This is a genomic window from Rhizobium sp. RHZ02 (assembly GCF_014851575.1).
Lineage (GTDB): Bacteria > Pseudomonadota > Alphaproteobacteria > Rhizobiales > Rhizobiaceae > Rhizobium > Rhizobium altiplani.
This window is the reverse complement of the sequence record NZ_JACUZX010000003.1, coordinates 239,563-265,570: the sequence shown is the minus strand read 5'-3', so window position 1 is coordinate 265,570 and position 26,008 is coordinate 239,563. Positions and strand designations below refer to the sequence as shown.

Below are 26,008 nucleotides of genomic sequence, written 5' to 3'. Positions count from 1 at the left end.
AATGGCAATCGACACGATAGCGGCGGATATCCCGAAAACGGGGCACTTCAAACGCATCGGCAGCATGCGCGAAGCGGGACTGATCGCGATCATCCTGGCGCTTTGCCTCGCCATGAGCTTCGCCTCGCCACACTTCCTGACGCTCGGCAATTTCCGCGCCATGCTGATGAGCTTTTCGGTGGAAGGCATCGTTGTCGTCGGCATGACGATCCTGCTCATCGTCGGTGGCATCGATCTCGCCGTCGGCTCGGTCGTCTGCTTCGCCATGGTGCTCTCCGGCTCGCTGTTTCTTGCCGGGCTCGATCCATGGACGGCCTCACTGATCGGCATTCTTGCCAGCGGCGTCATCGGCGCGATCATGGGTTTCTTCGTGACGGTAGTGGGGCTCAACCATTTCATCACCTCGCTCGCCGGCATGGTGATCGTGCGCGGGCTGTGCCTCATCATCACCAAGGGCACGCCGCTCTCGCTCTTTACCCTGCCGGCAGGCTTCAAGGCGGTTGGACAGGGCACCTTCCACGGCATTCCCTACGTCATCCTGATCTTCGTCGCCGTCGTCGTCCTTTTCGATTTCCTGCTGCGCCGGGCCACCGCCTTCCGCAAGGTGTTCTATACAGGCAGCAACGAGAAGGCGGCGCTCTATTCCGGCATCAGGACCAACCAGGTGAAGTTCTGGGTGACGGTTCTCTGCTCGACCCTCGCGGGCGTCGCAGGGGTGATCTACATGTCCCGCTTCGGCGCTGCGACCCCGACCTTCGGCGTGGGAATGGAACTTAACATCATCGCGGCGGCGGTCATCGGCGGTGCCTCGCTCAACGGTGGCTCCGGCACGATCTTCGGCGCCATCCTCGGCATCGCGCTGCTCTCGGTCGTCACGTCGTCGTTGATCCTGCTCGACGTCTCCGTCTATTGGCAAGACATGATCAAAGGCTGCATTCTGCTCGCCGCCGTTTCCATCGACCATTTCCTGCACAAGCGGAAGGCCGCCTGATATGCCAATCGCCAAACTGAAACAAAAGACGACAGCACCGCGCGAGGAAATCGTCATCGCGCGCCAGATGCACCAGGCGCTCGTGCTGCATTTTCTCGAAGGCCTGACGCAGGCACAGATCGCCGATCAGCTCGGCATCTCGCATGCCACCGTCAACCGGCTGATCAAGCGCGGCCGCCAGCTCGGCCTCGTCGAGATCAAGATCAAATCGCCGGTCGAGCCGCTGGTGGATATGGAAGAACGGTTACTGGCGCTCGGCGGCATCAGCCGTGCCGTGGTGGTGCCGACCGTATCCGACAATCCACAGACGGCGCTGCAGGCTGTGGGCGAGGCGGCGGCCCGCCTGCTGATCGAGGAGATCGCCGATGGCGACACCATCTGCATCACCGGGGGCAAGGGTGTCGGCGCCGTCGTCGCCGGCCTGCAGCCCGCTCGTCGCTTCGATGTCGAGGTGATCCCCGCGACCGGCTGCGTGCAGGGCAAGCACTATACCGACGTCAACCACGTCGCTACCCTGATGGCGGATCGGCTCGGCGGACGCTCCTACCAGATCCACGCGCCGCTCTTTGCCGATGATGCCGAGCAGCGGGGCATGCTGATCAACATGCGCGCCGTCGCCGATGTCTTCCAGCGGGCGCGGGAAGCCAAGGTCGCCGTCGTCGGCATCGGCTCGATCCTGAGCTCGGATTCGACCTATTACGACCTGCACCCCTCTTCCAGCGAGGACCGCAAGGCCATCGAACATTCCGGCGCAAGGGCGGAACTGCTCGCCCATCTGCTCGATGGCGAAGGCCGGGTCTGCGACTACAGTCTCAACCGCGCACTGGTTTCGCTGACGCTTGAGGAATTCGCGGCGATCCCGACCAAGATCGGCGTGGCAAGCGGCCTCAGCAAGGCCGGCTCCATCCTGAGCGTGCTACGCGGCAACCATCTCGATACGCTCGTCACCGACGAGGCGACCGGGGCGCGTATCCTTGAAATGGCATCCGGGGAAGGGTTTTCGGCATGAGCGGCGAGCAGTTGATCCGCGAGATCGGGCGCTCCGGCGTCGCGGCCTCGGCCGTAGGGCTGGGCACCTGGGCGATCGGCGGTTGGATGTGGGGCGGCACCGATGAGGCGCAATCCATCGCCGCCATCCAGGCCTCGCTTGATGCCGGCGTGACCCTCATCGACACGGCGCCGGCTTACGGCCTCGGCCGCTCGGAGGAGATCGTCGGCAAGGCCATCGCCGGCCGCCGCGACAAGGCCGTTATCGCCACCAAATGCGGCCTTGTCTGGCATACGCAGAACGGCAAGCATTTCTTCGATCAGGATGGCAAGCCGGTTCACCGCTATCTCGGGCGCGACTCGATCATCCATGAGGTCGAGCAAAGCCTGCGCCGGCTCGGCACGGATTATATCGACCTCTACATCACCCACTGGCAGGACGCAACGACACCGATCGAGGAGACGGTGCGGGCGCTTGAAGAGTTGAAGGCGGCGGGCAAGATCCGTGCCATCGGTGCCAGCAATGTCGATCGCTCTGAGCTTCGGCAATACATTCAAACCGGATCACTCGATGCGATCCAGGAGCGGTTCAGCATGATCGATCGCGGGATCGAGGCGGACCTGCTGCCGCTCACTGTTCAAAACGGCGTGTCGACGCTCAGCTATTCCTCGCTGGCACTCGGCCTGCTCTCCGGTACCATCGGACCGGATCGCATTTTCTCGGGTGACGACCAACGCAAGGACAATCCGCGCTTCTCCGTCGCCAACCGGCAGAAGGCGAAGGATTTCTCGGAGGTGATCCGACCCGTCGCCGAGCTGCATGGCGCGAGCGTCGCCCAGGTGGTGATTGCCTGGACGCTGGCGCAGCCGGGCGTGACTTTTGCCCTCTGTGGTGCGCGCAACCCGGCACAGGCATTCGACAATGCAAGGGCCGGCACGCTCCGGCTTTCGGTTGACGATCTCAAGGCCATCGACGCGGCGCTGGCGGCGAAACTGGCCCACATGGACGGATAACAGGCTGTCATCATGAACCGTGAAGAGACATGGAACGGGTTTCGCAAAAGCCCGAAGGTGGATGTGTGCGTCCTCGGCGGCGGCATCAATGGGCTCAGCGTCTTCCGCGAGCTGGCGCTGCAGGGCGTGAACGTGCTGCTGGTCGAGAAGGGCGACTATTGCTCCGGCGCGAGTGCCGCGCTGTCGCGCATGGTGCATGGCGGCCTGCGTTATCTCGAAAACGGCGAGTTCGACCTCGTGCGGGAATCGCTGGTCGAGCGCGACCGGCTGTTGCGCAACGCGCCGCATTACGTCGCACCGCTGCCGACCACAGTACCGATCTTCGACATTTTCTCCGGCCTCGGCAACGGCATCGTGCGGTTTCTCGGCCTCACCCGCCGCCCGAGCCGCCGCGGTGCCATCGCCATCAAGACGGGCCTTGCCATCTATGATTTCCTGACCCGCAAACGGGCCTTGATGCCGAAACACCAGTTTCGCGGCCGCCGCGGCACGCTTGCCAAATGGCCCGCGCTCAACCCGGCAATCCGCAGCGCCGCGACCTATTACGATGCCTGGGTAAGCCACCCGGAACGCATCGGCATCGAGCTTCTGCGCGACGGATTTTCGGCTGGTCCGAACGCGCAGGCCCTCAACTATGCGACGCTCGAAAAGGCCCCCGCCGGCCACTTTCTACTGCACGATGCCATCTCCGGACAATCGCTGCCGATCAGGCCAGCGCTGATCGTCAACGCCACCGGCGGCTGGATCGACATCGCCAATGGCTCGCTCTTCCCCGAGGATGCCCGTCCCGCGCCGTTGATGGGCGGCACCAAGGGCTCGCACCTGATCATCGATCATCCGGGCCTGCGCGACCTGCTCGATGGCCACATGATCTATTACGAGAACGAGGATGGTCGCATCTGCATCCTCTTTCCCTATCTCGGCAAGGTGCTGGTCGGCTCCACCGATATCCGCGTCGATGATCCCGGCACGGTGCGCTGCGAGGATGACGAGCGCGATTACATCCTGCAATCGCTGGCCTTCGTGCTGCCGGGCATCGTCATCCGCCCGGAAGAGATCGTCTTCCAGTTCGCGGGCGTTCGGCCGCTGCCGGCGAGCAACGACAGCTTCACCGGCCGCATCCCGCGCGATCATTTCTGCACGGTCGTCGAGGGCCGCGATCTCGGCCCGCCGGTGCTCTGCATGATCGGCGGCAAGTGGACCACCTTCCGGTCCTTCGGCGAACTCGCCGCCGACATGGCGCTCGACCGGCTCGGCCGCAAGCGCCGCATCGATACCGCCGATCGCACCTTCGGCGGCGGGCGCAGCTTTCCCAAGGATCGCAGCGACTGGCTACGGCAGCTTTCCCGCGCGACCGGCCTTAAGGAGGATCGCATCGCCACCCTCTTCACGCGCTATGGTACCGACGCTGCCGAAATCGCCCGCTTCCTCGTCGCAGCGGATCATGCCCTGGCTCCCGATCACGCCCTGCCGCATGCCGGCTACAGCGCCCGCGAGCTCATCCATCTCATCCGCTCGGAAGCGGTGGAGCATCTGGACGATCTTCTTTTGCGCCGCACGACGCTCGCCATCACCGGCGAACTTTCGCTCGACATGGCCGATGCCGCCCTCGCCATTCTCGCCGCCGAAAAGGGCTGGCCGCCGCAGCGCGCTGCCGAGGAGCGCACCCGTTTTCTGACCCTCCTGAACGACCGTCACGGTGTTTCGGAGCAAACCCTTTCCGCAAGGAACGAACAAAGGAGTGAACAATGCGAGACGTCAGCAAGGTCCGGATGAACCGGCTGTTAGGCAACGGCCGTTGCCTCGATGTGGCGATCGATCATGGTGTCTGCAACGAGCCGTCCTTCCTTGACGGCCTGGCGAACATGCCGGCCGTCGTGAAGGCGCTGGTCGACGCGAGGCCCGACGCGATCCAGATGAATTACGGCCAGGCCGATCTGCTGCAGGACCTGCCCGGCAAGGACAAGCCGGCGCTCGTCATGCGTCTCGACATGGGCAACCCCTACAACCGCATCCGCCACCGCGATATGTGGGCCGTGTTGCAAAACGAGGCCGAGCCGCTGATCGGCGCGCTGCAGATGGATGCGGCCTGCGTCGTCGTCAATCTGTTCATGCTGCCGGACGAGCCCGATCTCTTCCGCCAGTGCGTCCAGAATATTTCGCGCGTGCGTGCCGATTGCGAGAAATACGGCATGCCGCTGATGATCGAGCCGCTGGTGATGCAGCCTGTGACGGAGCGCGGCGGTTACATGGTCGATGGCGATGCCGACAAGATCGTGACGCTGACGCGGCTTGCCCGCGAGATGGGCGCCGATATCGTCAAGGCCGATCCCACGACCAACCCGGAGGATTTTCATCGCGTCATCGAGGCGGCGCGTTGCCCGGTTCTGGTCCGCGGCGGCGGCAAGGAGGATCTGTCCGCGGTCTTCTCGAAGTCCGCGGCCTTGATGCGGCAGGGTGCGATGGGCATGGTCTACGGGCGCAACATCTATCAGCACGCCAATCCAGGCGCCGTCGTGCGCGGTCTGATGGCGATCATCCACGAGGATGCAAGCGGCGAAGAGGCGTTTGCAGTTTATCAGCGGGGGTGAGGTTTTGTGGTTCCCTTGATCCCAGCGGCGAGAAGTGCCGAGCGTATGCGAGGCGATGAGGGCGTGCTGCGGCAAATCCTGAGCATGCAGCGAGCCCTTCATCCGGCCCTTCGGGCCGCCTTCTCCCAGATGGGGAGAATTGGGGATCGGCGCTAGGCTTTCGGCTAAAACCACGCAAGACTGACAGAACCTTGGGAGGGGTTCGCAATGGCAAAATATCTGTTGGGGCTCGATGCCGGAAACACCGTCATCAAGGCGGTGATCTTCGATCTCGAAGGCCGGGAGCTGGCGCATGCCGGGGAGGAGGGCCATAGCCGCATGCCGTGCCCCGGCCATGTCGAGCGCGATCTCGGCGAACTCTGGGCCAATGCCAAACGAGTGATCCGCACGTGCCTCGACAAGGCAAACATTGCTGCCTCCGATATTGCCGCCATCGGCTGCGCCGGCCATGGCAACGGCCTCTATGCCCTTGATCGCGATGGCCAGCCGCTGATCGCAATCCAGTCCCTCGACACGCGTGCAACAGGACTTGTCGAGGAATGGGCGGCTGAAGGGGTCGGCGACCGCACCGCACCGATCGCCCGCCAGCGCCCCTGGCCATCCCAGACGCCGACGCTGCTTGCCTGGCTGAAACGCCATCGTCCCGACCTCTTCCAGCGTATTGGTACGGTTTTCTTCTCCAAGGATTTCGTCGTCAACCGGCTGACCGGCAGCCGCGTCAGCGAGGTCTCCGATATGTCCGGCGCAGGCCTGCTCGATCTCGCCGCCCGTCGCTACGACAAGGCGCTGATGGCCGCTTACGGCCTTGCCGAGAGCATGCATATGCTGCCGCCGCTGATCGAAAGCGCCGATATCGCCGGTCATGTGACGCAAGAGGTCGCGACTGAGACCGGGATTGCGGCCGGCACACCGGTCGTCGGCGGGCTGTTCGATGTCGTCGCCTCGGCGCTCGGCTCGGGCGTGTCGCGCACCGGCAGCGCCTCGATCATCGCCGGCACCTGGAGCATCAATCAGGTGATCATCGATGGTCCCGACCTTGATGGCCCGGTTTTCATGTCCTCCACCTTCGACCGCAGCCGCTACATGGCGATGGAAAACAGCGCCACGTCGGCCGCCAATCTTGAATGGCTGGTTCGGGAATTCTTCGAGGACGAGCATCCAGAAGGCGTCTCGCCCTTCGATGCGGCTTGCGCGCTCGCGGCTGCGGTCGCGCCGGCTGCGGATGATCCGCTCTATCACCCCTTTCTCTATGGCGCCCAGCAGAACGGCCATGCGCGGGCCGGTTTCTATGGCATGGCTGGCTGGCACACCAAGGGACATCTGATCCGGGCACTTCTCGAAGGTGTCGCCTTCGGTCATCGCCAACATATCGAGACCATCCGCAAGGCGGGTGCGAACTTCGAGGAGGCGGTGCTCTCTGGCGGTGGCTCGCGCAGCAGGCTCTGGCCGCAGATATTTGCGGACGTATTGGGTGTTCCCGTCACTGTTGCCGTGTCGCGGGAGACAGGGGCGCTCGGGGCTGCGATTGCGGCCGGCACGGGTGTCGGGCTGTTTGCCGATTTCACCGAAGGCGCCACCGCCATGGTGCGGACCGATCGGCACTATCAGCCCAATGCTGTGCTGTCGGCCCACTACGCCACCCGTTACAGGCTTTACACGGATATTAACGAGGCGATGACGCCGCTGTGGCGGCGGCTTTCGGAGGCCCAAAGCCTCGCAACAGGAGTTGCAGCGTGACCATGCCCATGAATGAAGCGCCCATGAAACAAGCGCCCCTGAATGAAGCGCCAATGGATGAAGGCGTTTACGATTTCATCGTCGTCGGTGCGGGGTCGGCCGGCTGCGTGCTGGCAAACCGGCTCTCGGCTGACCCGAGAAACCGGGTGCTGCTGATCGAGGCCGGCGGCTCGGATCGGTATCACTGGGTGCATGTGCCAATCGGTTACCTCTATTGCATGGGCAATCCGCGCACCGACTGGATGATGAAGACGGCAGCCGAGGCCGGCCTCAACGGCCGGGCGCTCAACTATCCGCGCGGAAAGGTGCTCGGCGGCTGCTCCTCGATCAACGGCATGATCTATATGCGCGGGCAGGCGGCGGATTACGACGGCTGGCGGCAGGCAGGCAATGCCGGTTGGGGTTGGGATGACGTGCTGCCCTGGTTCCTGAAATCGGAGGACAACTATCGCGGCAAATCGGCCTTGCACGGAGCGGGGGGCGAGTGGCGCGTCGAACGCCAGCGGCTGTCCTGGCCGATCCTCGATGCGTTTCGCGATGCGGCCGAGGAACTCGGCATTCGCAAGACCGAAGATTTCAACGGCGGGGACAATGAAGGGTCCGGCTATTTCGAGGTCAATCAGAAGGGCGGCCTACGCTGGAACACGACCAAAGCCTTCCTGCGCCCGGCGATGAAGCGGGTAAACTTGCGCGTGCTGACAGGCGCGGAGACCGAGCGGCTGGAATTTGACGGCAAAGCTGTATCAGGCGTGCGCTTTCGCCTCAATGGCCGCTCCTGTATCGCCCGCGCGTCGCGCGAGGTCATTCTCTCTGCGGGTTCGATCAACTCTCCAAAAATTCTGGAGCTTTCGGGCGTCGGGCGGCCGGATGTGTTGTCGAGCCTCGGCATTCCCGTGCATCATGAGCTCCAGGGTGTCGGCGAAAACCTGCAAGACCATCTGCAGATCCGAACCGTCTTCAGGATCGAGGGTGCGCGCACGCTGAACCAACTTTACCACAACCTGTTCACCCGAGCCGGCATGGCCTTGCAATATGCGATCAGCCGTTCCGGTCCGCTCTCGATGGCGCCAAGCCAGCTCGGGATCTTCGCCAAGAGCGATCCGTCCGTCGCTACCGCCGATCTCGAATATCACGTCCAGCCTCTCAGCACCGACCGGCTCGGCGAGCCGCTGCATCCCTATCCTGCCGTGACTGTCTCCGTCTGCAACCTCCGGCCGGAAAGTCGCGGCACCGTGCATATTACGACACGTGATGCCTCGGTCGCCCCTGAAATTCGTCCCAATTATCTTTCGACCACGGGCGACAGGCTGCTCGCGGCAAATTCAATTCGCCATGCGCGCAGCTTGATGGAAACGACGGCTATCTCCCGTTTTCGACCGCAGGAGATGCTGCCGGGCCGGGAATATCAGAGCGATGACGAGTTGATCCGGCGTGCAGGTGATATCGCCACCACGATCTTTCATCCTGTCGGCACCTGCAGGATGGGAAGCGATCCAATGGCGGTGGTGGATGCCAAGTTGCGCGTGCATGGGCTTGAGAAGCTGCGCGTTGTTGATGCCTCGATCATGCCGACGATCGTGTCCGGCAATACGAACTCCCCGGTGATCATGATCGCGGAAAAAGCAGCGGAGATGGCGCTGAGGATGCAATAGCTGGACGATGTTTTCTTTGATCCGATTATCTCGCCGCCTGACGATCACGCCTCGCCTCGGCATGCATCAATAAGAGCTCTCGAAAGTGCCTTGCCCGTACACCTTCTGATACCAGAAATCTTCGAAATCGACACAGTTCACGGTGATTTGGAGCATTGTGTCGGCAGTCTGTACGGCCGATTTCGTCAAAACCTGACGTCATTCCGCGGCGGCTGTCAGCGGCCGCCTGGCTGATGGCACCCCCCTGCAAATTCGTGCATGAGATAGGTTGGAATCGCCTCGCAGCTTTTCATGAGCGCGAATAATTCCTTGTCGGACTTGCTTGCCAGTATCCCGGTGCGCACAAGTACCGATGCGAGGCCGACATTGGCTGCGCCTTTGATATCGTGCTCGATACTGTCGCCGATGCAGACGACCTTTGCTCGATCGGGACTCCCCCATACTGACATGGCGTGGCTGTAAATTTGATGATACGGCTTGCCGATCCACTGGACCTTGCCGCCGAGTTCCTCATAGATCCTCGCGATTGCTCCCGCGCCAGGTGCGTTCTTGCCGCCCGCCAGCTTGTGAATGTCAGGATTTGTGCAGATGCAAGGCGTGTGATTGGCCGCTGCGGGTTCCAGCATGCGCCGGTATACATCGAGCGCTATGCATTCCGCCTCGCTGCCCGAGATGATAACGAGATCGGCATCATTCGATCGAGGCACAGTCGTCAGATGAAGACGGTCCGCGAGGTTTTGGTCATCACCGCTGGAAATTGTGAAAGCGCGCATCCCGCGCCGAATGTCCTCAGAATGGGACAGAATATCAAAGGCGACGTCGCCCGACGTCACGAACCGCTCAAACAGGCCACGCTCGAAACCGAGGCGAACGAAGCGTTCGGCATTATAGTCGCCACTTCGCCCGGAGTTGGAAAGGACGATCACCCGTTTGCCATTCTCTTTCAGCCTCTGCAACGCTGCAGCGGCGCCTTCATAGGCGCCCTCGTCATCACGCAGCACGCCAAACTGATCGATCAGGAAATAGTCGTATTGATTGATCAGGTTTGCGAGCGATGTCTCGGGAACAGAGCTCACTGGTTCTTCCTTTGCCATTGAAGAATGAGCGCTGCGGTGCCGATTGCAGCCTCCGTCGACTTCGAAGGCTTAAAAGCGATACCAAGCGCGATTTGCCGCATGCGTGTCCACGTCGGATTCTTCGAGCCGCCGCCAACGGTTCGGATCGATTTCAGCTGCGCGGCACCAAGCTCCGCCAGCCTGTCATATCCCAACCGTTCAATTTCCGAGATTCCTTCAAGCACTGCCTGGAAGAAAATTGCGTCATCCTCCGGGCGAGGCTCCAGGCGAGGGGCATAATCCGGATCGCTGAAGGGGAAGCGTTCCCCGCGTTTAAGTAACGGATAGAAGTTCAAACACGTGGGTCGCGAGAGATCAAGGCGAGCCGTCAACTCGGCGAGCCGGTCATCTCCGAACAGTGATTTAATGACGGCACCACCCGTGTTGGAGGCGCCGCCGGGGAGCCAGAAATCGAGTACCCTGTGCGAGTAGATGCCATATTGCGGTGCGTTGATCGGCCGTTCGGAAGCGAGCTTGAGGACGAGGGTCGAGCCGAGCGCGGTAACGCCATCGCCGATCTGCGAGGCGCCGGTCGCCAGAAACGAGGCGCAGCCGTCGGTCGTGCCGGCGTGAAAGCGGCAAGTCTCTGCAATGCCAAGCTTGGCAGCGAAACCTTTGACGCGCGAGAGCGCAGCACCGGCGCGGTAGACCTTGGGAAGCAGCTCGCGATCAAGGCCGGCCATCTCAATCCAGTCCGGCCATTTTTCCCGTTGCAGGTCGTAACCGGTCTTCAAGGCGTTGTTTTCGTCTGTTGCTGCTTCCTGAAGACCGAGCTTCAGCAACAGCCAGTCGGCCTGATGAACGACCTTGGATACACCTGGCTGACGGGCAAGAAAGATTGCTCGCGCAAGAGCCGAGCTCGCTCCTTTCGCGGGGCTGTCGGCCGGCGCATGCCGGGATATCTGTTCGACAATATCGCCATCGGGGCAGTTATCATTGTACATCAACGGCGCGCCCACCGGTTCGCCCATGCGATCGAGCGCAAGGACGGTTCCGGAAGTTCCGTCGATACCGATTGCTCCGACGGATGCGAGGCTTGTTTTTGCCGCAAGTTGCGTGAGCGCGGTTGACGTTCTTTCCCACCATATGGAAGGGGTGCGGCCTTCCTCAGCGGTGAAAAACGGAGTGCTGGCGAGAGCAACAACCTCACCGTTGTCGGAAATTGCGGCCGCGCGTACGCCGGACGTGCCGATGTCGATTCCTATGACAGTTGCGGGCAATGGATTGGGCGAGCTTGTCACGAGGTCACGGCTCCGCGGTCAAGCGCTTGCCTGTACTGCTCAGCCTCCCAGTTTGTCAGCTCGTACTCGTCCGCTTCGGAAAGATAGTTGACATCGGAATCGTCGGGGATGCGTGCTACGACTTCTGCAAGACATCGAGCCATCGCCTGGCCGCCAGCCGTCAACTCGTTCGACAAGAGTACGCCAGAGCCAGGCACGATGATCATTTTCGGCGGGCTTTCTCCTGTCAGTGCCAAGCTTTCGAGGTAAGCGCTCAAGGATTGGTCGGCGTCCAGGAGGCCGATCTTCACGCCGAGGAAAATCACGTGATCCGGATACATCGAACCGGCTGTCGCCAGCCGGACGCTTTCCTGTGAGAGTGCTAGCTGATGGCTCTCGATGTCGTTTGCTGGAGAGTAACTGCTATCCCGGCTTAGCCGCTCGAGTGTCTCGATGGACGGGGAGGGAACTTGCCGTTCAGGCATTTCCAGTGCAGCGGAGACCTGCTCGATGCGGCGCGCAACCTCGTCAATGGTGGCCCCGGCAATGATGATGCCGTGATTGTACAGGACTAAAACGTCGGGACGCGTTGCGGCCGCCAAGTCGACCTCGCGGGCAAGCGGCGTGCCGGGGCGCCTGTAGGGAACCGTCACCCAATTCAACCCGGTCACGTCCAGCCTTGCTTTCAGCAGCCGATCGCGATCGTTCAGAACCGAGAGCGCGATCGAGTTGACGCAGTGGTAATGCGCGACGACTGCCTGGGGCAAGGCCGCGTGAAAGCTCGTCTCGATGGATGGTCGCAGGCCGCTGGTATTCAGTGACGCAATAACGAAATCGGTGGCCTTTTCGGCGCGTTGGTCGCCTTTGCGAAGGGCTTGGACGAGCGGCGCGACACGGACCGGCACCATGATATCGCGATCCCCGGCCTGAGCGAGCCAGGTGCCGGATGCTTTGACCCACATGGTATCGCCATCCTTAAGCGAGGTATTCCCGCCTGCTCCCTGAGTTTTGAGGATGTCGGTTCCGATCTGCTTCGACAGCGCCAGAAACCGGTTGAACTCGCCCTCCGAGCTACCCACCGCCATCAAGACCTCCGCGTTTGAGATGTTCACTCACAATAATGAGCGAATTTTTCATCGATCGTATGTAAGCGATTGAATATCGTCAATGATGAAGTTTTTGCGTCACATCGGCTTGCGGATGAGGTTTCGTTGTGATTATCTTTAATCATCGGCAGGGAGCGGCCGGGAGGAAACACAGTGAACGATGCCAGCCGGCATAAACTCATCACCGACCTTCTTCGCGAAACACCGTTCGCTTCGGTTCGCGACCTGCAAGTCCGCCTCGGCGTTTCCCCGGCGACCATCAGACGCGATATCGACAAGTTGCACGAAACAGGGCGAGCCAAGAAGGTCTACGGAGGGATCTCGGCTTTCGAAGTCGGCGGCCGGCTTGCGGCCCGACCATACGACGAGAATCGCGATATTGCGGTCGAGGCCAAGCGCGCGATAGCGCAAAAGGCCGCCTCGCTGGTGCGGGACGGTGACTCCATTATCGTTCATGCCGGTTCTACCTGCTTTCAGCTGGGCGTGCTTCTGGCTCGCCGCAACTTGCGCATCTATACCAATTCGATGCCGCTTGCTGCCTATCTCGGCGAACACGGCAGCTGCCATCTCAGCCTTTCAGGCGGCGAACTCTATCGCGAGCCGGGGATCATTCATGATCCGGCCTCGGGTGCGCCCGATTACTTCGCTTCGCGGTTCTTCGTTGGCACGCAAGGCATCGATTCACAGGGGCTTTTGGAGTCACACCCGCTGCTCGTCAAGGCGATCGGCGAGCTCAGCACCTGCGCTGATGAAGTGGTGCTGTTGGCAGACAGCCGAAAGTTTTCCATTCAGCCACGTAACCTGGCTTTGACGCTGTCGCGCGTCGGAACGATCGTGACCGACGACGGTTTGTCCGATGCAAACGCCAAGATGCTTGAGAATGCCGGTGTGACGATCCTCATCGCAGATGTCGGAGGCGTCGTTTGACAGAGCATTGTCCAGTTGCGGTCTTTGACCTCGGAAAGACCAATTCGAAGCTGTTCGTCATCGACGGCAAGGGCGATGTCGTAGCGGAGCGACGCGCCAAGCCGGTGTGGCGCGAGCACGGCGACATTCATGTCCTCGATGACGAAGCTCTTTTTTCCTGGATGCAGGACGAGCTCAGCCAGGCCGTCGAAGCGCATGGCGTTCGCCATGTGACGTTTTCCGCGCATGGCTGCACGTTCGCGCTGATTGGAAAAGGCGAACTTTGCCATCCGATACTTGATTACGAACAGGAGCCTCCGGCATCGGTCGCAGCCAGGATTGATCCGCTCATTCCACCGTTTTCTGAAACCTACTCACCCCGTCTGCCGCTCGGGTTGAACTACGGCCGCCACATTCTGTGGCTTCAGGACAGGGATCCGGGCACGCTCGACGCTACCGATGCGATCCTTGCCTACCCTCAGTTCTGGTCATGGAAATTCTCTGGCCGCGCCGCCTCCGAAGTTTCCTATCTCGCTTGCCATTCCCATCTTTGGGCACCGTTGGCCGATGACTTCAGCAGCCTCGTCGACCAAGAGGGTTGGCGCGCGAAAATGCCTGATCTTGTGTCGGCAGGTTCGTCACTTGGGACATACCCCGTTACGGCAGCAGGCGAAACTGTGGAGGTTATGGTCCACAATGGTGTCCATGACAGCAATTCCGCACTGTTCTACTACAGGTCCGTCGGCTTTGACGATTTCACGCTGATCTCGACTGGCACCTGGGTGATTATCTTCAATCAGGCGTGCCCTTTGAATGCCCTCGATCGTGAGCGCGACATGCTCGCCAATGTCACGGTAGACCATGCACCTGCCGCAACGATCCGGTTCATGGGTGGTCGCGAATACGACGTGGCAAGCCAAGGGTGGACAAAGCCGATCAGTATCGAAGCGGTAGAAGCGGTCATCGCCAAGGGAAGTTTCGCCCTGCCGTCTTTCGCCGCCGGTGGGCCCTTTCCGGGTTCAGAAGGTCATTTCCTCGGACCAGCCGTTGAGGGCGAGGAGCGGGCGGCCGTGGCGTTGCTCTACGTGATCCTGATGACGGATCTGTCACTCGATCTTATCCGTTCGCAAAACGACATTGTGATCGATGGCGGCTTGGTCAAGGCCGACCTCTATGCACCATTGCTTGCGGCCTTGCGGGATCAGACCGTCTTTACCAGTGCAAATCCCGAAGGCAGCGCCTTCGGGGCGGCTGCGCTCGTATTTCGCCAGTCCAATGTCCGGCCCTTCAAAAATCAGTGTGAGCGTATCCGTGCTGTCGAGATCGCCGGCCTTGGCGACTACAGGCGGGAATGGAGGCGTGCGATAGAGCTGAGGCGTGACGTGTCGCAGCCGGCCATGCTGAGCGAGGGGATCCGATGAACCCAGTTGTAGCATCGTCCCCGGCCATTGCTCCCGTTCTCGAAATGCAGAACATCAGCAAGACCTTCGGCAATACGCGCGCACTGACGAAAGTCTCCTTGACCGTGTATCCCGGTGAAATTCATGCGTTGATGGGTGAGAACGGCGCCGGCAAGTCGACGCTGATGAAGGTTCTCTCCGGTGCTTACCTCGCGGATCCCGGCGGTACGATTCTGGTCAGCGGGCGGCCGGCGGTCACCGGCGACCCGATCAAGGCAAGAGCCAACGGCATTGCGGTGATCTATCAAGAACTGTCGCTCGCTCCCAATCTGACTGTCGCCCAGAACATGTTTCTCGGGGAAGAGCCGTCACGTCTGGGGTTCGTCGACCGCGCGGATATCAGGAAGCGCGCCGAGCCCATTCTGAAGCGCCTCGGCATCGGCTTTTCTCCCAATCAGCTTGTGTCGTCCCTTTCCTTGGGCGAGCGTCAAATGGCCGAAATTGCCCGCGCTCTTACCACGGACGCGCGCATCATCGTCATGGACGAACCGACGACATCGCTGACGAGCCGGGAAACCGAAAAGCTTTTCGAGGTGATCGCAAGCCTCAAGGCACATGGAATTGCGATCATCTACATCAGCCATCGCATGGAAGAAATCTACGCGCTTGCAGACCGCGTCAGCGTGCTTCGCGACAGTGCCTATGTTGGAACGCTGAAGCGCAGCGAACTGTCGGCCGAGCGGCTCGTCTCCATGATGGTCGGCCGCGACCTGTCGTCGTTCTATAAAAAGGAGCACCGCGCTGCCGCGCACGATCGCCAGGTCGTGCTTGCCGTCAAGAATGTGGGAGACGGGCGGCGCGTGCACGATTGCTCTTTCGATGCCTGTTCCGGAGAGGTGCTGGCCATCGCAGGCCTTGTCGGTTCAGGCCGCACGGAGCTTGCGCGACTGATCTTCGGTGCGGACCACAAGGCCACCGGCGTCGTAACCTTGAACGGTCAGGAGCTTTCGCTGCGCGGCCCCCACGATGCGCTTAATGCCGGGATTGCCTACCTCACCGAGGATCGCAAGGCACTTGGCCTGTTCCTCGACATGACGATCAACGAGAACATCAATGTCGGTGTGATCGCCAGGGATGCGCGACCAGGCGGGTTCCTCGATTTCGGCAAGGCGAAGAAGCGCGCCGATGACGCCGTTTCGTCCCTGTCGATCCGAACGAAGAGCACGTCCATCAATGCCGGGGCCCTGTCGGGCGGCAACCAGCAGAAGGTGTTGCTGGCGCGCCTTCTGGAGACCAAGCCGCGGGTCGTCATCCTTGATGAGCCGACGCGCGGCGTCGACGTCGGTGCGAAGTCGGAAATCTATCGGATCATCGACGAGCTTGCCGAAAGCGGCATCGCCATCATCGTGATCTCAAGCGATCTGCCCGAGGTGATCGGTATCGCCGACCGCGTGTTGGTGATGCGCGAGGGACACATCGCCGGCGAGGTCGTCGCATCGCCGGACCGACCGATCGAGCAGGAGACCATCATGGCCCTTTCGACCGGTCCGGTCGGTCGAGACACAATGAGCGCGACATAAGAGAGAACCTGAAATGAGCGCAATGCAGAGCGGACAGACAGCAACAGACAGGATGAGGTTGAGGTCGACCTTGACCGCCCTTGGTATGCTACCCGTCCTCATTCTTTTGGCCGTCGGCTTTCATCTTCTCAGCGGTCGCTTCCTGAGCGTCAACAATCTGTCGATCGTCATGCAGCAGGCATCGATCAACACCGTGCTTGCGGCCGGCATGACATTCGTGATTCTGACGGGCGGCATCGATCTTTCCGTCGGATCGATCCTTGCCGCCTCAGCCATGGTCGGTGTCATCGTTTCGCTGTGGCCGGATGTCGGCATGCTTGGGATTCCCGCGGCAATTGCGGTCGGACTGGGATGCGGCCTCATCAACGGAGTTATCATCGCGTTTTTGAAACTCCCGCCCTTCATCGTCACGCTGGGTTCGCTAACGGCAATGCGCGGTATTGCCCGTCTTCTCGGCAACGACACGACCGTCTTCAATCCCGATCTGCCCTTCGATTTCATCGGCAATGGCAATCTGTTCGGCGTGCCATGGCTGGCGATCATCGCATTGGTGACGATCCTGGTGTCCTGGGTGATCCTCAAGCGGACGGTGCTCGGAACCTGGATCTACGCTGTTGGCGGCAATGTCGAGGCTGCACGCCTCACGGGCATTAAAGTGCCGTTGGTGCTTTTGTTCGTCTATTCGATGTCGGGCCTGCTATCGGGCCTGGGCGGTGTCATGTCAGCGGCCCGCCTGTACGCGGCAAACGGATTGCAGCTTGGCCAGGCTTATGAGCTCGACGCGATTGCAGCCGTCATTCTCGGCGGTACCAGTTTCGTCGGCGGCGTCGGTTCGATCTGGGGCACGCTGATAGGGGCTTTGATCATCGCTGTCCTGTCGAACGGTCTCATCCTCGTCGGGGTTTCCGACATCTGGCAGTACATCATCAAGGGACTTGTCATCATCGTTGCCGTCGGGCTCGACCGCTACAGACTGAGAGGGCTTAGCCGCACCTGAGCTGCGGCTGAAGGAACCGGGTTACCGGATAACAAAGGCGCAGGAGGCGCCATAAGGAGGAAAGCATGCGCATGATCTCTAAACTGCTCACCGCCACCGCGCTCGCCGCGGCAATTGCAATGCCGGCCGCGGCAAAGGATCTTCAAAAGATCGGCATTTCGGTCGGCCTTCTGGGCAATCCATTCTTTGTAGCGACCATCAAGGGCATTGAAGACCGAGCCAAGGAAATCAATCCGAATGTTCAGGTGACCTCCGTTTCTGCCGATTACGACCTCAACAAGCAGGTTTCGCAGATCGACAGCTTCATTGCCGCAGGCGTTGACATCATCATGCTCAACGCTGTCGACGCCAAGGCAATTGCACCGGCCGTCAAGAAGGCTCAGGCCGCCGGCGTTATCGTCGCCGCCTTTGACGTGTCCGCACCCGGTGCAGACGTCACCGTCATGACGAACAACGTCAAGGCAGGCGAAGAAGCCTGCCAGTACATCGTCGACAAGCTCAGCGGCAAGGGCAATGTTGTCATCATTAACGGCCCGGCCTCGTCCTCGATCCTCGATCGCGTCCAGGGTTGCAAGAACGTCCTGTCGAAGAGCCCTGATATCAAGATCCTCTCTGACGACCAGAACGGCCAGGGATCGCGCGATGGTGGTCTTGCGATCATGCAGGGACTGCTGACACGCTTCGACAAGATAGACGCCGTTTTTGCAATCAACGATCCGACCGGCATTGGCGCAGAGCTTGCCGCAAAGCAGTTGAACCGGAACGAGTTTTTCATCACCGCAGTCGACGGCGCTCCTGATATCGAAAAGTCGCTCGCCAGCGGCAACTCGATGATCAAGGCCTCCGCTTCGCAGGATCCCTACGTCATGGCCGGCGACTCGCTGAAGATGGCCGTCGACGTCCTGAATGGCAAGAAGCCGGCCGAAACGACGGTGCTTCTCGACCCGAAGTTGATCACGGCTGAAAACCTCAAGGATTACAAGGGCTGGACGGCAGCCCGCTAAGGTCTCCTCCCGAGTGGCCCGCCGTTGCCGCGTGCACGGCGGGTCGCCTTCCCTCAATGAAAATCTCAGGAAGCGGTTTGCCCATGTCCAAGATCGGTGTCCACTCATTTGTCTGGAGTGCCGGCTCGTCGAAGGATGAGCTCGATAAAGCTCTATCGAGGTCCCACGAACTTCAGTTCAAGCTTATCGAGTTTTCGTACCTCGATCCGAAACAGGTGGACGTGAAGTGGCTGGCGTCTCGCATCGAGGAACTTGGCCTTGATGTCGCAATCAGCATGGGGCTGCCCTTGGAGGGTGACATCTCCAGTCATGATCCGGCAGTTGTTGCCAAGGGCGAGGATATTCTCGACCGCGCTGTGGCACTCGTGCGCGATCTGGGCGGTACCAAGCTTGCCGGCATATTGAGCTCGGCCCACGGCAAGCAGGAACATGCGCTGACGAAGAAGGGATGGGATACGAGCGTCGCCACCCTGTCGAGAGTGGCAGATCGAGCCAAGGCTGCCGGCGTTACGCTCAACCTCGAAATCGTCAATCGCTTCGAGAGCAATATGCTCAATACGGCGGCGCAGGGGATGGCCTATATTTCAGATACAGGCGCTGCGAACGTCTTTCTGCATCTCGATACCTTCCACATGAACATCGAAGAGGCCGACGTCGGCCTTGCAATCCGTCATGCCGCGGACAAGATCGGCTATGTCCATATCGGGGAAAGCCACCGCGGTTACCTCGGCACCGGAAATATCGATTTCGCCACCATCTTCGACGCTCTCGTGGCGATCGGTTGGGATGACTATGTAACCTTTGAATCCTTCTCCACTGCGATCGTCGACAAGGACCTCTCATTGAAGACGGCCATCTGGCGCAATCTCTGGGACGATAACGTTGCGCTTGCCAGGCATGCCCGTCAGTTTATCGAACTTGGGCTGGAAACCGCCGAGCGCAGGGCCGAACTGGTCAAGCAGACGCATTTGACATGGTCGTAGGAATGGGCCCTACCGCATACTCATGCGGTAGGCGCATTGAGCGACGGCTTTTCAATCGCACGAACCGTCCCCGGAACGGCTGGCTTCGCGCATAGCCGTTCTTCAGGAAGTGCGGCGCGCCAGACATACCGGTTGTCCTTTCGCCCGCTGGGCGGCTCGGTCAGGCGAAATTTGGTTCCATGCTTTTTGTGTAGACGCCGGCGATATCCGGAGAAAGTTCGCCGCCCGCCTTGGGTAATCCCTTGGCTAGGTCGTTCCCAAGCGATTTGTTTTGCGCCACTCTTCGTACTCTCCGCGGGCATCGTCATGCAGCGGATAGTAGCGTTGCAACGATCCGCCCTCCATGAGTTTCATTCGCGAAAACTCCTCCCAGTCGTGATGCTTTTGCGATTCTTCGATGACGCTCGCAGCCATTGCGACTGGAAGCACGACCACCCCGTCATCGTCGGCGACGATGATGTCTCCGGGGATTACCGTGACACCGCCGCAGGCAATTGGAACGTTGACGGCGTTGGGATAGATGCCGGTCTGCACATGATAGTTGGGCGTCCAGCCGCGCAGCCATAGAGGCAGATCCAGCTTCTCGACATTGGGCCGGTCGCGCATGCACCCGTCGATCACGATGCCAGCGCCGCCTCTGCCTTTGAAATAGGTCGACATCATATCGCCGAAGACGCCCGAGCTCATGTCGCCGCGCGCGTCGACGACGACCACATCGCCCTCCTGCACATGGTAAAGCACATGGCGGTGCAACTGCGTCTCCGGATCTGCATATTCTCCCTCGGTGAAGAGGTCGGGCCGCTGCGGCATGAATTGAAGCGTCAAGGCCGGCCCGACGATCGACTTGCCGTGATTTTGCGGCACAGGACCGACCATGTGCGGATTGCGGAAGCCCATGTGGCCTAGCGTGCCGGAGATCGTCGCGGCGCCGATTTCCTTCAATGCGTCGATCATCTCTCTGGGCGGTCGCGTAATCTCGGGCATATGTGTCATTCCAGGCTCCCGTTGGATGAAACTACCAGTTTGTGACAGAACCGTCGCGGCGCTTCAGGTGAGGCGCTTCCCAGAAACGAAAGCTCTCTGCCTTGACCGCCTCTTCGTTGACCTCGACGCCGAGCCCTGGCAGATCGCTGACCGGATAGTCGGGGCCGTCGAGCCTTGGTTGCACGGGGAAGAAGTCGGAATTGTCGAAGCCCAGCTTTGCTTCGGGCGCCCTGGTCTCGAGCCAGGCGAAATTCGGTACCGCGGCGGCGAGATGGATGGTCGCGGCCGTGCAGACTGGGCCGAGGGGATTGTGCGGCATCAGGTCCACGTAGTGCGCCTCGCTCCAGCCGGCGACCTTCATCGCCTCGGTGAGCCCGCCAACATTGCAAACATCGAGCCGGTTGAACTGATGGATGCCACGCTCGATGTAGGGCAGGAATTGCCACTTGCTGGCAAATTCCTCGCCGATGGCGAACGGGATGTCGGTCATCCTGCGCAGGGACTCGTAGGCTTCTGGTGTCTCGTCGCGTATCGGCTCCTCGAGGAAATCAAGCACGCCACGGCCGAGCTTGTTACAGAAGCTCGCCGCCTCTGCCACCGACAGCCGATGATGATAGTCGATGCCGAGGACGACCTCGTCGTCCAGCGCCTCGCGCGCCTTGTTCAGCATAGTTGCGGTAACGGCGATCGACTCCCGCGGCTCAAAGATGTCCTTGCTGTTTTGCCCGACGGGGAAGAAGCGGATCGCCTGCCACCCTTGTGCGCGCAGTTCGCGGGCCCGTTCGATGGCAACATCGCCCTCGGCCTCGTCGCCGGTCGAGGCGAAGGTGGGAATCCGGTCGCGCTGCTTGCCGCCCAGCAGTTCGTAGGCCGGCACCCCCAGCGCCTTGCCCTTGATGTCGTGAAGGGCAATGTCGATGGCGGAAATCGCGGCCTGCAGAACGCGCCCGCCTTCGAAATATTGGCTGCGATAGACTTCTTGCCATATCCGACCAATCTGCATCGGGTCGCGGCCGATGAGAAACTCGCGATAGTGCTCGATCGCGCCGGCGACGGCCTTCTCGCGACCGCTCAAGCCGCTCTCGCCCCAGCCGAAGATGCCGTTGTCGGTCTCGACCTTGACCAGCATCTGGTTGCGCGTTCCGACCCATACCGGATAGGGCTTGATCGCCGCAATTTTAAGCTTCGTGGTCATCCACGCCCTCGGTTCACACGCATCCGCTTGGTCTCAGTCGGCCTTGAGGGCCATTTCCGTTTCGCCGTCGAACAGATGCATCCGCTCCTGATCGAACTCGAGCCAGATCTGTTCGTCGGGCGCCACGGCAATGGTCGGCGGCACGCTGACATTGACGATGGCTCCGGACAGAAACGCCTGTACGAAGGTGACGTCCCCGGTCGGCTCCACCGTGTAGGCCTTGGCAGGGACGCTGCCAGGCGTCGCACTCTTGTGCAGCCTGATCGTCGAGTGACGTGCGCCGAGCACGACTTTCCTGGTTGTTGCCCTTGCGACCTTCTGGGCGTTGATTGGCGAGAGCTCGAGGCACCAGCCCTCCGGGCTTGTCAGCACAGTATTGCCGCTTGCCGTTGATGCCTCCAGCGGAACAAGGCTCATTGCCGGGCTGCCGACGAAGCTCGCGACAAACATGTTCACCGGATGGGCAAAGACCTCTGCCGGTGAATCGTATTGCTGCAGGAAGCCGCCATTCATCACCGCCATCCTGTCGGCCATCGTCACCGCTTCGAGTTGGTCGTGCGTCACGTAGATGACCGTCGCCTTGAGGTCCTGGTGGAAGCGCTTGATCTCCGAGCGCATCTGCACGCGCAGCTTTGCGTCGAGGTTGGAGAGTGGCTCATCCATCAGGAATACCGCCGGATCGCGAACGAGGGCGCGGCCCAGCGCCACGCGCTGCTGTTGCCCGCCAGAAAGTTCGCGTGGCTTGCGCTCGAGCAGCTGGGTCATGTCGAGCACTCGCGCTGCTTCCCTGACCTTCTTGTCGATCTCGTTCCTTGGCAACTTGCGCATCTGCAGCGGGAACGCCAGATTTTTATAGACCGATTTCTGCGGATAGAGCGCGTAGTTCTGGAACACCATTGCGATGTCCCGGTCCTTGGGGTCGAGATCGTTGACCACCTGGTCGCCGATGACGATGTCGCCGGAGGTGATGGGGATGAGCCCCGCCACAAGATTGAGTGTGGTTGTCTTGCCGCAGCCTGAAGGGCCGACGAGCGCAACGAATTCGCCGTCGTTGACCGTCAGCGAAACATTGTTGACAGCTTTGAAGCTGCCATAGGTCTTGACCAGATTCTTGAGGACCACGTGGGCCACCGGCAACTCCCCTAGTGCTTGACTGCGCCTTCCGTGAGTGCGCGTACGAAGTATCGTTGCAGGACGAGGAACAGGACCACGACGGGCACGCTCATCATGAAGCTGGCCGCCATCAGGCCCGGAAAGTCCGTTGTATTTTCCGAGAAGAAGCGCTGGATGCCGACGGGCAGTGTCAACTGCTCGTTCTTGGAGAGGAAGGTGTAGGCGTAGATGTACTCGTTCCACGCGCCAATGAAGGAGTAGATCGCCGTGGCGATGATGCCTGGCGCCGAGAGCGGCATCACGATGAGGACAAATGCCTGGAACCGCGTGGCCCCGTCGATGCGCGCCGCCTGCTCGAGTTGCACCGGGATGTTGTCGTAGAAGCCCTTGAGGAGCCAGATTGCCAGCGGCAGGCCGAATGTGAGGTAGGTAAGGATGAGCGACCCATGCGTATTCACGAGTCCGATCGCGCGCATCAGGATGAAGAGCGGCACGAGAAAGATCACCGCCGGGAACATGTTCCGAAGCAAGACGGTGAAGAACAGAAAGTTCCGGCCCGGGAAGGTGAAGCGTGAAAAGGCGTAGGCCGCAGGAACTGCCACGATCACCGAAAGGATGGTTGTGGCGGTGGAGACGAAAAGGCTGTTCCAGAAGAAGCGCAGGAAGTCCTGGCCGACGCTGTTTTGCGGGTCGAGCAGCTTCTGGTAGCTGGCAAGCGTGGGCTGGTCCGGCCACCATTGCGGCGGGAATTGCATGGCCGCGAAACCTGACTTGATCGAGGTGATCAGCATCCAGATCATCGGTAATGCGGTGTAAAGCAGCATGAACACAAGGAAGATGCGTCCGCCCCAGCGCCATCCATCAATGCGCCTACGGCGGCGCGCCTGGCTTCGATGAGCAGTTTCGGCAATCGTGCTCATTCATTTCCATCCTTCTGTTCGTTGCCGCTCAGCGCACGGACGTAGAAGTAGCCGAGCGACATCAGGATCACGAACAGCAGCACAGAATAGGCCGACGCCACCCCCCAGCGCTGGCGGCCGAAGGCGAGTTCATAGATGTGGGTGATCCAGATATGCGATGCATTCGACGGCCCGCCGCCGGTCATGATCCAGGGAATGATGAAGGAATTGAAGTTGGCCACCGCCAGCAGAAGGATCGTCACCGTCGAAACGTTTCTCAGGTGCGGAAAGGTGACGTGCCAGAACCGCTGCCATGCATTGGCCCCGTCGACTTTTGCGGCGCGCAGCAACTGGTCGGGAACCGTCTGCAGGCCGGCCATCATCATGATCATCGCAAATGGAAACTCTCGCCAGATATTGACGACGATCAGCGAGGGCAGCACCGTGCTGACGCTGTCGATGAAATTCGGCGGCCGGTCGGCCAGTCCGAGGCCGACAAGCACCGCGCCAATGATCCCGAAGTCCGAATGGTAGATCCACTTCCAGATATAGGACGCGGCAACCGCGCTGATGACCCAGGGAATGATCAGGATGGCACGCAGGATGCCCCGGCCGATAAAGTCGCGATGGAGCGCCAGGGCACAGGCAAATCCCAGGACAAATGAGATGAAGGTCGATCCCAGTGTCCAGATGAGAGTGTTCGAGGTGACCTTCCAGAACACCGGACTTGTGAGGATGGCGATGTAGTTGTCGAGGCCGACGAAGATCTTGTCCCGAAGCTGCAGGCCAGGCGGTGTATTGAAGAAAGACAGCTCGACCGTGTAGTAGATGGGGTAGGCTATGACGACAAGCATCACAGCAATCGCAGGAAGCACGTATGCGTAGTCAGCGCGATGCTCCCACATCTTTCGCAGCACGCCGGACCTGTCGGGGTGCAGTCTTCGGCTAACCTCGGCCTTGCCAGTCAAGATCGTCACTGTGCCGCACCCTTGTTCCTCGGAGCAAACCGGCTGCAATCAGCGCAGCCGGTCAGATCGTCAGGCCCGGACTAGAGTCCGCCATCCGTCAGGTCTTTTACCTTCTTGGCTGCGTCGTCCGCTGCTTGGTCGACGGTCATGGCTCCGGTCAGGGCATTCTGCAGCATGTCCGGGACGATGATGTTCATGATCTCGGGGGACTGCGGCAGCGCCGGGAACGGGATGCCGTATGGCAGCATCGAGGTCGTGACATCGAGGAACTTGATGCTGTCAAGACGTTCCTTCATCCATTTGGTCTTGAAGCCGTTAAGGTTTCCCGGGTTCGAGCCGGCATAGGCCATCTTCAGCGACCATTCCGGGCTCGTCCACATGCAGATGATAGCCTTTGCAGCCGGCTCGTCTACCTTGCCGCCCTCCACATATTCGGGCTTCAGGATATGAATGTTGGAGCCGCCAAACACGACGGCACGCTTGCCGTCCGGGCCGGTGGGAATGAGGCCATAGCGCATGTTGTCGATTACCGTCTGCGCCTTGACCTTGTCGGTATCCGTCGCCTTTTTCTGCAGGTCGAGCATGACGTTGTAGTCGGACGGGTGCGAGATCATCATGCCGAGCTGGCCAGCGAGGAAGAGGGGCTGGTTGTCGGCCTGCTGGTTGGTAAGCGCCGAAACCGGAACCGACTTGTCGCGCACATACATATCGTAGGAGGCTTGCAGTGCCGCCTTGCTCTGCGGGGAGTTCAGCTCGACCACCTTATACGTCGGGTTGGCCGTGGCTTCGTCGAAGACGCCGCCGCCATAGGCCCACAGCTGAGGCATGAAGCGGTACGGTGTATTGCCGGCATTCTTGCGCGCCACGAGGCCATAGCCGGCAATGCCGAGCTTGTCGTGGATCTGCTTGGAATACTTGACGACGTCGTCCCAGGTTGCCGGAGCCTTGTCCGGATCAAGGCCTGCACGCTTGAAGATGTCGGCGTTCCAGATGAAAGCCATCGTTTCGTTGTTGGTGGGTATGCCGTAGGTCACCCCATCCCAGGTTACAGCCTTCATTGCGCCCGGCCAGAAATCCTCGGTCGAATACCCTACATCCTCGGGTTTGAGCGGCTGCAAATAGCCCTTTGAGGCAAACTCCGTGCCGCCGAGGATCTGCAGGCGAACCGCCATCGGTGCTGCATTGCCAAGGAGTGCGGTCCGGAACTTGTCCAGCAGGTCGTTATAGGTGAGAGCCTGTTCCTCAAGCTGGATGTTTGGATAGGTTTTGCGGAAGGTCTGGAAGAAGTCCTTGTAATACTCGCGCAGGAGGTCGGGGTCGCCCTCGAACACGCCCTGATACCAGAAAGTCAGTCGCCCCTTATAGTCGAGCGGGGTGACCTTGGCGCAATCGCCCGCCGTGTCAAAATTCTGGGTGCCGGCAATGGAGCGCACATATTGCGGCGACCACTTGCTCAAATCGATCGACGCACCGAGCGCCGACGCAGACATCAACGATATCATCAAAGCGGTTGAGACAGTGCCGCGCAGGACGGCACCTCCGAGTGAAATCCTCGTCATAGGTATC

22 protein-coding genes are annotated in these 26,008 nt (G+C 60.6%); 13 read left to right on the top strand and 9 right to left on the bottom strand.

The window, feature by feature from the left end:
* Position 1 precedes the first annotated feature (1 nt).
* The 7 genes from IB244_RS06815 (at position 2) to IB244_RS06785 (ending at position 8,972) form a co-directional block, all read left to right on the top strand.
* The gene (locus IB244_RS06815) at positions 2 to 991 is read left to right on the top strand and encodes an ABC transporter permease (RefSeq protein ID WP_018855992.1); all 990 of its coding nucleotides are present in this window, start codon (positions 2 to 4) and stop codon (positions 989 to 991) included.
* A 1-nt stretch (position 992) separates the two neighbouring features.
* Positions 993 to 2,000, top strand: coding sequence for a sugar-binding transcriptional regulator (locus IB244_RS06810; RefSeq protein ID WP_169680551.1), 1,008 nt, complete (start codon positions 993 to 995; stop codon positions 1,998 to 2,000).
* A complete protein-coding gene (locus tag IB244_RS06805; RefSeq protein ID WP_192303528.1) occupies positions 1,997 to 2,992 on the top strand; it encodes an aldo/keto reductase in 996 nt (331 codons plus the stop codon). The genes IB244_RS06810 and IB244_RS06805 overlap by 4 nt, the downstream gene beginning before the upstream one ends.
* Positions 2,993 to 3,004: 12 nt before the next feature.
* Positions 3,005 to 4,768 (top strand): glycerol-3-phosphate dehydrogenase/oxidase, encoded by a 1,764-nt coding sequence (locus IB244_RS06800; RefSeq protein WP_192303526.1) that lies wholly within the window; start codon positions 3,005 to 3,007, stop codon positions 4,766 to 4,768.
* The gene (locus IB244_RS06795) at positions 4,741 to 5,583 is read left to right on the top strand and encodes a class I fructose-bisphosphate aldolase (protein WP_246734355.1); all 843 of its coding nucleotides are present in this window, start codon (positions 4,741 to 4,743) and stop codon (positions 5,581 to 5,583) included. Before IB244_RS06800 ends, IB244_RS06795 begins: the two co-directional genes overlap by 28 nt.
* A 207-nt stretch (positions 5,584 to 5,790) precedes the next feature.
* On the top strand, positions 5,791 to 7,320 hold the full coding sequence (locus IB244_RS06790; RefSeq protein WP_192303523.1) for an FGGY-family carbohydrate kinase: 1,530 nt from the start codon (positions 5,791 to 5,793) through the stop codon (positions 7,318 to 7,320).
* Positions 7,321 to 7,343: 23 nt separating this feature from the next.
* Positions 7,344 to 8,972 (top strand): GMC family oxidoreductase, encoded by a 1,629-nt coding sequence (locus tag IB244_RS06785; RefSeq protein ID WP_192303521.1) that lies wholly within the window; start codon positions 7,344 to 7,346, stop codon positions 8,970 to 8,972.
* Between the two features lie 215 nt (positions 8,973 to 9,187).
* Here IB244_RS06785 and IB244_RS06780 read toward each other — a convergent pair whose 3' ends face one another.
* Genes IB244_RS06780 through IB244_RS06770 form a run of 3 tightly spaced genes read right to left on the bottom strand, consistent with a single transcriptional unit; the run spans position 9,188 to position 12,392 of the window.
* Positions 9,188 to 10,048, bottom strand: coding sequence for a TIGR01459 family HAD-type hydrolase (locus IB244_RS06780; protein ID WP_192303519.1), 861 nt, complete (start codon positions 10,046 to 10,048; stop codon positions 9,188 to 9,190).
* Positions 10,045 to 11,328, bottom strand: coding sequence for an FGGY-family carbohydrate kinase (locus IB244_RS06775; RefSeq protein ID WP_192303517.1), 1,284 nt, complete (start codon positions 11,326 to 11,328; stop codon positions 10,045 to 10,047). The genes IB244_RS06780 and IB244_RS06775 overlap by 4 nt, the downstream gene beginning before the upstream one ends.
* Positions 11,325 to 12,392 (bottom strand): class II aldolase/adducin family protein, encoded by a 1,068-nt coding sequence (locus tag IB244_RS06770; protein WP_192303515.1) that lies wholly within the window; start codon positions 12,390 to 12,392, stop codon positions 11,325 to 11,327. The genes IB244_RS06775 and IB244_RS06770 overlap by 4 nt, the downstream gene beginning before the upstream one ends.
* Positions 12,393 to 12,566: 174 nt before the next feature.
* Between IB244_RS06770 and IB244_RS06765 the strand changes: the two genes are divergently transcribed.
* The 6 genes from IB244_RS06765 (at position 12,567) to IB244_RS06740 (ending at position 19,283) form a co-directional block, all read left to right on the top strand.
* Positions 12,567 to 13,340 (top strand): DeoR/GlpR family DNA-binding transcription regulator, encoded by a 774-nt coding sequence (locus IB244_RS06765; protein ID WP_025660637.1) that lies wholly within the window; start codon positions 12,567 to 12,569, stop codon positions 13,338 to 13,340.
* The gene (locus IB244_RS06760) at positions 13,337 to 14,740 is read left to right on the top strand and encodes an FGGY-family carbohydrate kinase (RefSeq protein WP_192303513.1); all 1,404 of its coding nucleotides are present in this window, start codon (positions 13,337 to 13,339) and stop codon (positions 14,738 to 14,740) included. Before IB244_RS06765 ends, IB244_RS06760 begins: the two co-directional genes overlap by 4 nt.
* The gene (locus IB244_RS06755) at positions 14,737 to 16,299 is read left to right on the top strand and encodes a sugar ABC transporter ATP-binding protein (RefSeq protein ID WP_192303511.1); all 1,563 of its coding nucleotides are present in this window, start codon (positions 14,737 to 14,739) and stop codon (positions 16,297 to 16,299) included. The genes IB244_RS06760 and IB244_RS06755 overlap by 4 nt, the downstream gene beginning before the upstream one ends.
* A gap of 22 nt (positions 16,300 to 16,321) precedes the next feature.
* A complete protein-coding gene (locus IB244_RS06750) occupies positions 16,322 to 17,296 on the top strand; it encodes an ABC transporter permease subunit (RefSeq protein WP_246734381.1) in 975 nt (324 codons plus the stop codon).
* Between the two features lie 65 nt (positions 17,297 to 17,361).
* Positions 17,362 to 18,300, top strand: a complete 939-nt coding sequence (locus IB244_RS06745; protein WP_018856007.1) for an ABC transporter substrate-binding protein — start codon at positions 17,362 to 17,364, stop codon at positions 18,298 to 18,300.
* An 83-nt stretch (positions 18,301 to 18,383) separates the two neighbouring features.
* The gene (locus tag IB244_RS06740) at positions 18,384 to 19,283 is read left to right on the top strand and encodes a sugar phosphate isomerase/epimerase family protein (RefSeq protein WP_169680532.1); all 900 of its coding nucleotides are present in this window, start codon (positions 18,384 to 18,386) and stop codon (positions 19,281 to 19,283) included.
* A 246-nt stretch (positions 19,284 to 19,529) separates the two neighbouring features.
* Here IB244_RS06740 and IB244_RS06735 read toward each other — a convergent pair whose 3' ends face one another.
* The 6 genes from IB244_RS06735 to IB244_RS06710 all read right to left on the bottom strand — a co-directional run bounded on the left by IB244_RS06735 (position 19,530) and on the right by IB244_RS06710 (position 26,001).
* On the bottom strand, positions 19,530 to 20,276 hold the full coding sequence (locus IB244_RS06735; RefSeq protein WP_025660642.1) for a ribonuclease activity regulator RraA: 747 nt from the start codon (positions 20,274 to 20,276) through the stop codon (positions 19,530 to 19,532).
* A gap of 22 nt (positions 20,277 to 20,298) precedes the next feature.
* Complete coding sequence (locus tag IB244_RS06730; RefSeq protein WP_192303507.1) at positions 20,299 to 21,462, bottom strand: mandelate racemase/muconate lactonizing enzyme family protein; 1,164 nt, start codon at positions 21,460 to 21,462, stop codon at positions 20,299 to 20,301.
* A gap of 33 nt (positions 21,463 to 21,495) precedes the next feature.
* Positions 21,496 to 22,593, bottom strand: coding sequence for an ABC transporter ATP-binding protein (locus tag IB244_RS06725; RefSeq protein WP_192303505.1), 1,098 nt, complete (start codon positions 22,591 to 22,593; stop codon positions 21,496 to 21,498).
* Positions 22,594 to 22,604: 11 nt separating this feature from the next.
* Positions 22,605 to 23,495: a carbohydrate ABC transporter permease gene (locus tag IB244_RS06720; RefSeq protein WP_112641009.1), complete on the bottom strand. Its 891-nt coding sequence runs from the start codon at positions 23,493 to 23,495 to the stop codon at positions 22,605 to 22,607.
* A complete protein-coding gene (locus IB244_RS06715; RefSeq protein WP_169680524.1) occupies positions 23,492 to 24,451 on the bottom strand; it encodes a carbohydrate ABC transporter permease in 960 nt (319 codons plus the stop codon). The genes IB244_RS06720 and IB244_RS06715 overlap by 4 nt, the downstream gene beginning before the upstream one ends.
* A 71-nt stretch (positions 24,452 to 24,522) precedes the next feature.
* On the bottom strand, positions 24,523 to 26,001 hold the full coding sequence (locus IB244_RS06710; RefSeq protein WP_169680522.1) for a sugar ABC transporter substrate-binding protein: 1,479 nt from the start codon (positions 25,999 to 26,001) through the stop codon (positions 24,523 to 24,525).
* Positions 26,002 to 26,008 lie beyond the last annotated feature (7 nt).